Origin of the sequence: Bacillus sp. S10(2024) (assembly GCF_050473865.1) — a bacterium.
GTDB lineage: Bacteria > Bacillota > Bacilli > Bacillales > Bacillaceae_G > Bacillus_A.
Genome location: NZ_JBFLUR010000010.1, coordinates 1 through 7,615 on the forward strand (window position 1 = coordinate 1; position 7,615 = coordinate 7,615).

At 31.9% G+C, this 7,615-nt stretch carries 4 protein-coding genes and 3 pseudogenes; 3 read left to right on the forward strand and 4 right to left on the reverse strand.

The features are described 5' to 3' along the window. Nucleotides 1–778 precede the first annotated feature (778 nt). From AB1280_RS24510 to AB1280_RS24520, 3 pseudogenes are all read right to left on the reverse strand, one after another. Nucleotides 779–1,431: pseudogene (locus AB1280_RS24510) on the reverse strand (MarR family transcriptional regulator). Nucleotides 1,432–1,647: 216 nt separating this feature from the next. Then, nucleotides 1,648–3,149: pseudogene (locus AB1280_RS24515) on the reverse strand (plasmid recombination protein). Nucleotides 3,150–3,930: 781 nt separating this feature from the next. Further along, nucleotides 3,931–4,597, reverse strand: a pseudogene (locus AB1280_RS24520) (helix-turn-helix domain-containing protein). Nucleotides 4,598–4,912: 315 nt separating this feature from the next. On the opposite strand from AB1280_RS24520, the gene AB1280_RS24525 reads away from it, so the two are divergent. From AB1280_RS24525 to AB1280_RS24535, 3 genes are all read left to right on the forward strand, one after another. Next, on the forward strand, nt 4,913–5,596 hold the full coding sequence (locus AB1280_RS24525; RefSeq protein ID WP_429757414.1) for a MerR family transcriptional regulator: 684 nt from the start codon (nt 4,913–4,915) through the stop codon (nt 5,594–5,596). A 310-nt stretch (nt 5,597–5,906) separates the two neighbouring features. Beyond that, nucleotides 5,907–6,494: a DUF4240 domain-containing protein gene (locus AB1280_RS24530; RefSeq protein ID WP_429757415.1), complete on the forward strand. Its 588-nt coding sequence runs from the start codon at nt 5,907–5,909 to the stop codon at nt 6,492–6,494. A gap of 224 nt (nt 6,495–6,718) precedes the next feature. Further along, nucleotides 6,719–7,183, forward strand: a complete 465-nt coding sequence (locus AB1280_RS24535) for a hypothetical protein (RefSeq protein ID WP_429757417.1) — start codon at nt 6,719–6,721, stop codon at nt 7,181–7,183. 68 nt (nt 7,184–7,251) lie between these two features. Here the strand turns inward: AB1280_RS24535 and AB1280_RS24540 are convergent. After that, nucleotides 7,252–7,615: hypothetical protein (locus AB1280_RS24540; protein WP_429757418.1), on the reverse strand; the 364-nt coding region annotated here is incomplete at its 5' end.

The following is a 7,615-nucleotide window of genomic DNA, read 5'->3' on the forward strand; positions in this document are numbered from 1 at the left end:
TAGTTTGAGCATATGATTCTACAGGTGAAAATAACCCTAATAATAGAATCATAGATAAAACAAAAATACTTGCCAATTTAAAACTAGCTTTCTTCAATACCATAATAACCTCTCCTTCAAAAATACAATAGTTTGCGTATGTAATATAGTTAAATCATTATGTAAATCAACCACATTATAACAATACTATAATGTTAGCGCTTCCTCAACCTATTTATACCAAAATAGGGTTTGTATTCAAGAAAATACAAAAAATGTAAATGTCTATTCGGTATTTCCCTTGTTTTTGGGTGTGAGTGCTGGCTGGGGGTTTGGGGGCTAGCCCCAAGAATTTAACGTAACTGCATATTGCAAAAGAGAACTGATAGATCGATAGGACTGGTGGTTCGGCTGGTACAATTGCTAGTCTAAGTAGAACATCTAAATCCTCGTTTTTGGTCTGTTCGGCCTTGGCAAAAGCTAAAAACCAGCCGAAAAAAGTTTTGCAAGGACAAAATAAAAAAGAAAAGGCGGTAGCCTTTAGGTGAGGATTAACGAACCGACTTTTTTATTTTGAGGGTGGAGATTTTTGAGTGGTTTTCTCAAAAATACGACCCGTTCCTTGCGGAACTTTTAGCCCTATATATAAGAGTGAGAAGAGTAAAGTGAAGAAAGCCAGTAATAGCAAGGGTTTATAAGACATAAGGTGTTAAATTTTTTTAACACCTGTGTTAAAAAAAATTTAACACCTATAAATGGAAAATGATAAATAAAAAAAGATGTCAATATAAATTGACATCTAAAATAAATAAATTGGTAGTTTATGTTTTTTTCTATTACCTTCAATTTTAATATTACGTAAACTTTTGAAAAAATTTGTTGAGTCGCTCTATCAATATCATCTTTAGGTGAATTACATAATATATTAGGATTAACAAACCAAGTCCTTGCTGAACAAGTTCTTCCATCTTCAGTTATTACACCAGTTTCTGCCACTCCTAAACTCCTTTTTCAAGCAATTCATTCATCATTTTTGAAATAGAAGTCCTTGTTTTCCCTAATTTCTTAGCTAAATAACTAGGAGATCTGCATTCGGTTTTATATCATCATCTTTATTTTTTTCAACAACAACATTTGATTTAAATTCTAGAAATCTTGAAATATCAAATAAAATGCCTTTTCCGGTTGAGTTAAATAGCCAATTTCACATAATAATCAATATTCTCTGTAATCATTTGCACAAATCTCACCCGATCCGTAGGTTTTTTTCTTTTACCAATAAAATATTCTTCTCCACCAGACATTTTACTTAATACTTGTAGCATCATGGCTCTTTCTTCTTCAGAAAGTCCACCAGTGCTTCAAGTTTTTCATAAATACTATTAATTTTGCTATCTCTTTCTTTTGCTTTTTTTCAACTTGTCCAAAATCAATAATTTTCTTTGTCCATATCTAGTTAATTCCTCCTTAATTGAGGGAATCAACAAAAACACCTATTTTTTGCTATTTGATTATAAATCAAATTATGATAACCTATAACCAGATATTTTCTTTTAGGTATTTTCGTAGAATACCCTTTTAAAAGAGTCATGTTCCCGCATGGCTCTTTTTTCATTCTATCACGTTTTCAATAACCTGAAAGATGGAAACAAAGTTTCCCCAATTTTTTTATCTTTCCATATCAAATCCTCGATGTTTATTGCTCATTTCCCTCTTATACTCACGTTCAAATTGATTATCTATTCCCTTATTATCCAATTCATTTTTAATAATCGCTCTAAACGTCTTAAATTGCTCTTTAAGACTTTTTTTGTTTCTTGATATAAAACCTTTATATTTGTCTGTAAATCTCTTATATGAGCTTTTAAAGAACTTATTTCAGTCTTTAACGTCCCCACTTCTTTTGCAACTGACCTTTTTCTTGTTTCAATGTCCTATTCTCTTCCATCCAACCTTCTGCAGTCATTCGTAAACTTTGATACTCTTTCACAAAAATCTGTTTTTCTCAAATGCTCATAATCCTTTTTGATAGTCACCGCTGCATTCACTTGTTTTGTTAATTCTTGATATTGTTCTGGTGATAACACATAATTTCTTGACTGTTTCTTCTTGATTTCAGCTTTTCCAAACATCTTATCCTGTACTTCTGTATTACTTCTTTACGCAAAAATGGAATTTTAACAGTTCATGTGGTACTTGATCCGCAACACGATCTAATTCTTCTTGCTTTTGTTTTACTCTTTTTTCTAACTCTACATAACGTTGGCCAATCAGCTGCAGCTTTTCACTTCCGCTTTCCACTTGTTTGCTTCATTGTCTCTAATTCTTTGTACTTCTCAACGACATCACTTTCCAAACGCTTTTTCACATCTGTAATTCTTTTGCTTTTTCTTCAGCATCTTTCAAATGATGATCGACAACTTGTAATTGCGTTTCTTTTTCTTGTACTTGATTTTCAATAAATGATTTTGTTTCTGCATATTCCTTATACTGACGGACTTTCATGTACTTGTGAGACCCTACATTTGCCCTTTCAAAATCAGGAATATGTTCTTTTGCTAATTCCTCGATATAAGCCGTTCTAATGTTCTCCAATTCGCAATAAGTTCCGTCCTTTTCCTTTTATGCCTTGTTGTTGCAAGGCTCTATCCATTCCGACACGCCTCGTTAAGCCTCGACTACTTTCGAAATTCGGTACATAGTTTAATATGTAGATGCGGATTTGCTTCGTCATCATGTAACACCAATGTTATAGACTGCTAGATTTGGATTACGCTCTTGAAACGCTTCTGCATACGTTTTAACGCTTCTTTCTTTGCTTCCCTATACTTTGGGTCATCTTTGCCTTCTCCAATCGCTACGATCAATTCTCGTTGCTCATGTGTCTTATCGTCTTTATGTACTTTGGCATAGTAATCATTTATTTTACGATCATTCCGTTTTTGTTTCTCGTTATACTTGTCCACCGCCTCTTGAAAAACATCCTTGTATACACTTCGGATGTCCTTTTGAACAAAGTAAATATTCTCCTCTGACCTGGCTGGATCAATACCAGGATTCCCATGAATGTTTTCTCTGTTATTATGGCTCAACGAACTTTGGTGAGATTGATTAATGAGATAGACGCAACATAAAGTGCCACCACTTCCCCCTAGATTAATTGATACCATAAGTCTAGCAAAGCGACGAAATGGAGTCAATTAACGTAACCCTATACGTATTTTGACGCTAACGCATCAAAATCGATAGGGGTCTGCGACGCTTGTCGGCGTTGCCGAGCCATGTTTAACATGGCAAAAAGACCTCGGACTTTGTCCGAACCTACAAGGGGAACTCTTCCCCTTGACCCCATCAATCGAACTCCCCAACCCCTCAATCCTTGAGGGGCTCCCTCGCCGGTTGGCAGGGGTCAAAAGGATACCTTTTGACAACCACAAGAGGGTTGCATAGTGAGTCTGTCAACTCCTTAATGCTCCTTCATTTCGCTTTCGCTTCATTCTGTCCGCTTACCGTTTGACAGACACGATACAACTACCTTATCTACTTTATTTTTCTATTAAGTAGATAATATAGCATACATATAATAAGGGAATGCAGTACAGATCAGTATACAAGCATTCCCTTACTATAAAAATGTTAATAATATTTTAATGTTGTTGTTACTATATATGTCATGTATAGCAATGATAAAAAGATAAATATATCTAGTGTTAAAAATACATATAATATTATTTTTAGCTTTTTAGATGTATCATTTTTAATCATATATATAATAAATAGCATTGTAGTTGATTGAAATAGCATGGTGAAAAATAAAAATGTAATAGCAAATACCATATTCCCTGGTGTAAATGCAGTATTCATAATGAGTAGAGAACTAATTATATTAAGAATAGCGTAGTTAGTATAAAAATATATTTATAAATGTTTTTAATTTTGATCGCCTACTTTTTAATTTTTTAGTTGGTAATACAGTTGTTTATTTTTATGGTTATATATAAGTATTTTTTTATTGTTTTCATCTACAATGTAAACATCTTTTTCTTCCCAATCTATTCCATGAGATATATCTTTTTCAATTGAAAATAAAACATCTTTATTTCTAAAAGGAATTGAATTTCGATTAGCATGAATGTTTATTTCATGGTTCTTTTACATTGAGGCTATAATCCCCTGAATAATTGGAGAAAAAAGGTGTTAATTTACTATAAATATATAGAATTTCTTCTTTATCGTTTTTTTTATAAAAGTGTGAATTAATAACTTTTAGATCTGATGTTTTTATGTCTTTTGGTATAAGTAAAAAAGCAATAAGACAATAAAATATAACAATAAGAGTAATCAAAGAATATATATATATAGCGGCTATTAGTAAATATCTTTTGTAATTGCTTTGTTTTATTATCTGATTTTGCAAATTTGAATCCTCCTTTAATAAAGAATCAATTGAAACATTAAATAGATTGCTTAAGGCTAATAAATTGGTTAGATCGGGAAGACTTTTTCCTAGTTCCCATTTAGATATAACTTGTCTTGAAATAAATAATTGGCTAGCTACATCTTCTTGTGTCATTTTATTTATTAATCTTAAATGTTTTATTTTTTTTCCAATTTCCATATATGTACCTCCTTTAATTACTTTAATTATTTTAATGTTAAATAGTAAGAAACGCATTGTAGCATCACAATAAAAAGGGCCGCAATGATTTGTTGCAGCCTTTTTTGGTGCTATTTTTATCGTGATTTATCTTCTATTTTTAATAATTAATAATTAGAAAGGTAAGTTATAGGGGGATTGTTAGTATTTTAAAAAAAAACACGCTAAGCAAAAAATACAAAGGAAATCCCTTTCAATCCTCGAATAACCATTGAAAAGCGAGTTCAAGAGCGGATGGAGAGCGTTTTATGCTATTCTAGAGAGCGAGGTGAGAGCGTGAAAAGATACGAATATGTCTTGCTAAATAAGGAAATGAGCGAGCGGCTAGGTATCGGAATAAGCACTTTAAGAAAATGGGCTGCCGCTCTAGAAAAGAACGGGTATGGCTGGGAAAAGAATGAAGATGGAACTCGCTACTATACCCGCTATGATGAAGACACACTTATTTTGTTTAAAACTTTAGTACAGGAACAAAGGTTTAATTTAGAACAAGCTGCAAAGGTTATTGTATCAAGGCGTCAAGGTGGACACTCTTTAGAAAGAGCGGGGGGCGCTCTTCAAAAAAAGAAAAAGGAATCCCAAAATGAAACCCATTCTGTTACCCACTCTTTAAATCCTATATCAGCTGAACCATCTATTTTAACAGAAGAAGCTATACAATCATTAATGAATTATGTAAAAAATCAAGAACAACTTAACAAAAGTCTTATAGAGAAAATCCAAGAAATGGAGCAAGAACGAAACTCTTATTACGCCCTGTTAGAAAAAATTGAGGATGAACGTAAAGCGGATCGTGAGCTCCTTAAACAAGTGGGACAACAATTAAAAAGACAAGAAGAACGAACAAATGAAAGAGATAAAATGTTAATGGAAAATATACGGAGCATTCAACAACTCGCAGCAGCCAAAGGAGAAGAGAAAAAAAAGAAAGGATTCTTCTCTAACTTGTTCAGTAAATAAATGAATTTCAATTATTGTACATGAAATTTTAAAAGAACGAATAATATGCAGGATTTTATACAGTTTTTTGGCTAATCCAGTAACAAACGAGAACCAGAAAACCTGCGTCAAGATAGGAATGTATAAAAAGATGCATAGAGTAATAGAAAAGGATAAAGGAGAATCCCTACTCTCACAAGGGATTCTCCTTTATCCTTGCTACCGATAATAGGATGTTATGTTAACTGAATTTGAATAGATTATACAATCTAAAAAACACGATACATGCCTTTTTTTAAATGGTACAATGGAGAAAAAAAGGGGGACTTATATGAAGAAAAAGTTATTTGTTTCCCTCTTTTTGATATGCAGTCTGTTTGGTTGTAATCAAAATCATCAAAATGTAGTTATAAATAAAAAGAAAACAAAGGAGAAGGTTAATATGTTTAACACATCTCAAAATCAGAAGATGGACGAGAATGAGTTCTGGAAAATTATTGATATGTTTGATTGGGAGCATGAAGGTGATGACGAAGCGGTTTTGGAAAAGGCGGTAAACTATTTAAGTGAAAGTTCCAATGAAGATATATTTGCTTTTGAGGACATACTCTCGAAATTGCTTTACGATTTGGACGGTATTGAATATGCAAAGAACATTGGTGAGTATGCCTATGTAAACGAAGAAGAATTTTTCTCCGTAGACAATTTTCTGTATGCAAGATGTGTGGTTGTAGCAAATGGACGGGACTTCTATTACGAAGTTTTACAAAATCCTGAGGAAATGCCGAAGGACATAGAGTTTGAATCTTTATTGAGTGTAGCTAGAGAAGCATATGAACAGAAAAATGACGAAGAATTTGATTATATGCCAAAGTTTGATTATGAAACATATAGCAATAAAGACAAATGGAGAGAATAAATTCCTAAACTTGAACAAATACATACAAACCTGAACTTCCGAGAACGAATTTTACGTCAACTAGCTTCTTTTGTAGAGGCTAGTTTTTTTGCTTAGCATGGTTTTTTTCTGAAATGCTGGCGGTACCCCTGTTTGGCCTGATAAAAGATAAAAAAACCAACCTCGTTATATAGATATAGTTTGTTATAATGCTATAAACAGAAAAAAATAAAAAGGGGAAAATTATGACATTAGAACATGAATTCTTTTTAATAAAAAAAAACATAGATATGAAATACATTTGGAAATTAAATAAAAATGAATTAGATTTTATTGATATGGTTACAATTCATGACGATTTCATTGTATATATTAATGATTCTTTGAAGTGGATTCCCAGTATTAACCCTATAAATCCAAACTTCCCAAGACAATTTGGTATTAATTATTATGAATTAACTTTATTTGATAAAAAATCCGCTTTAATTTTTAAAAACATTCTTACTTCTTGGGAAAATTTAATTAGAAATGCCCCTGACAAAATTTATTTAACCGGACAATATGAATGGAATGAGAATAATAAAGATGAAGGAGAATATAAAGAATTGCAATTCAACAAACAAGATTTAATAATTCAATTAGAAAAAATTATTACATTTACTCAAAAACTTGAAACAGGTGAATATTACATCTTACATCGAGGTATCTAATTTTCCCTTTCAATACCAAAAAATAAAAAAGAGAGTCTTTTTTAGACCCTCTTTTTTATTGCTTTTATTTACGCTTTACCAAAAGAAATAATTAAGTTGCTTCCTTTTTGAATATCTATGAATTTACCTAATTTTTTATATCTATAAACATTTGGAACCGCTCCATTAACTTTTGATGTTGTTGCTCCTTTAAGATTAGCTTTAAATGCTATAGATTTATTTATATATTGCGTCATTGTTGTAGCTCCAACTGATTTCCCATGTTTATTATAATGATAGGCTAAAGACTCAATTGGATGACCAAAAGATCCTTTATGCCAAGACCAAACACCATCATGACTAAATACTCCATATTTAACCATTAACGAATTATAATAAGCGTTTTCCCCTGGATCACTTCTTAAAGCCGCATCACCTTCGTTAATTTCAGAT